The organism is Chryseobacterium sp. SIMBA_029 (assembly GCF_046535275.1).
GTDB lineage: Bacteria > Bacteroidota > Bacteroidia > Flavobacteriales > Weeksellaceae > Chryseobacterium.
Map to the genome: position 1 here is coordinate 1 of NZ_JAWRXA010000433.1, position 264 is coordinate 264.

Sequence of the window (264 nt, forward strand, 5' to 3'; positions counted from 1 at the left end):
GGCGTTGCAGGCAATGACAAAAACTTGGTGTTCGACGGCGCGCGCTGAGGTGAGCAGCCTCCAGTGCTCCCTGCGCGTGGCGGGCCAGGCGGCGGGAACGATCACGATCTCTGCACCGCGGAGGCTCAGCTCTGACCAAAGCCCCGGAAAACGGAGGTCGTAGCAGGTGATTCCTGCCGTCTTTCCGAACGGTGTGTCGGCAACCGGCAACGAGGTGCCTGGCGTGAGGAGATCAGCTTCCAGGGACTGGTAGCCAAAAACGTG

1 protein-coding gene is annotated in these 264 nt (G+C 62.9%); it reads right to left on the minus strand.

Annotated features, from left to right (window positions below; all coding sequences use genetic code 11):
• Positions 1 to 264, minus strand: a 264-nt coding sequence (locus SB679_RS24720) for a nitrilase-related carbon-nitrogen hydrolase (protein WP_410704932.1), incomplete at both ends; no start/stop codon positions are given.